Here is a 913-nt window from a genome sequence, read left to right on the forward strand (position 1 = left end):
TTGCCAACCCAGCGCGCCAATGCCTCAAAAAATAAAATCTCAGACGTGTCGTTCAAGTTGGCTATGGCTTGAAAGTGGACAACGAAGTCTTTCGCGCGAATGTGCGCCAATACGCGCTGTCGCAGAGAGCGAGTGGTATGCTCTGAATCGCAAGCCCGATGCGTGGCTAACAGGTCATTAACATTCCCGCCATCAATGGGAGCCGTTATCGGGGTAACCACCCAATTATTGTCGGGTGCGTTGACATTTGACTTCAAAGCATTCAAATAGTGGTGTGCTCGGTGGGCTGTTCGTGACGCTCCGGTTGCAGGCATTAATACGATGGTGTGGGAATCTACCAAGGCGGTTTGGCAGCCTAGGGTTTGATAAAGGCTAAGGCAGGCGTCTCGCACTAAGCTGCGAACATGATTCACCCCGTGTTCTATTATGAGGGCATTAGCGCTGTCCAAACGGCATAGGATAAATTCGACGGCCTGAAGTGTTTGGGTTGCCCGCTCGATTTGCTTTTGAAATAACGCGAGACCTAGGCTGGGATCGAGCTCAAAAACGGTGGGTTCATGGCTTTTGTCCAGGTTGTTTGCTGAAAAGCTCAGCTCAATGAGAGTGGTGTGATAAGTTTCTTGCGATTCGGGTTTTAAGGGGTGCCATAAAATGTCGCGCAATAGTGGATTGGGTTTAAAGCGGATCTCGGAGGACATGCTGGTAAACTCGGGGGCGTGGCCTTGCCCGTCAGTAAACCAATTAGCCGCGGGAGTATTCAGAATTTCGTCTTCTCTGAGCCTCAGTTTTGCTAGCAGCTGAGCAGTGATGCACACAATATGCTGTTGTGCGTCGAGAACTAGGACGTCACGCTCTAGATGCCGGTAGATATTCTTGAGACTATTCTGCTGATCTGTGACTTCTTGTTGAATAT

1 protein-coding gene is annotated in these 913 nt (G+C 49.8%); it reads right to left on the minus strand.

What is annotated here, in order from left to right; translation table 11 throughout:
* The coding region (locus ACTF5Z_RS12270) for a hypothetical protein (protein WP_438985883.1) at positions 1-913 on the minus strand (913 nt) is incomplete at both ends.

This window comes from Aequoribacter sp. (assembly GCF_965659035.1).
In the GTDB taxonomy this organism is placed as follows: Bacteria; Pseudomonadota; Gammaproteobacteria; order Pseudomonadales; family Halieaceae; genus Aequoribacter.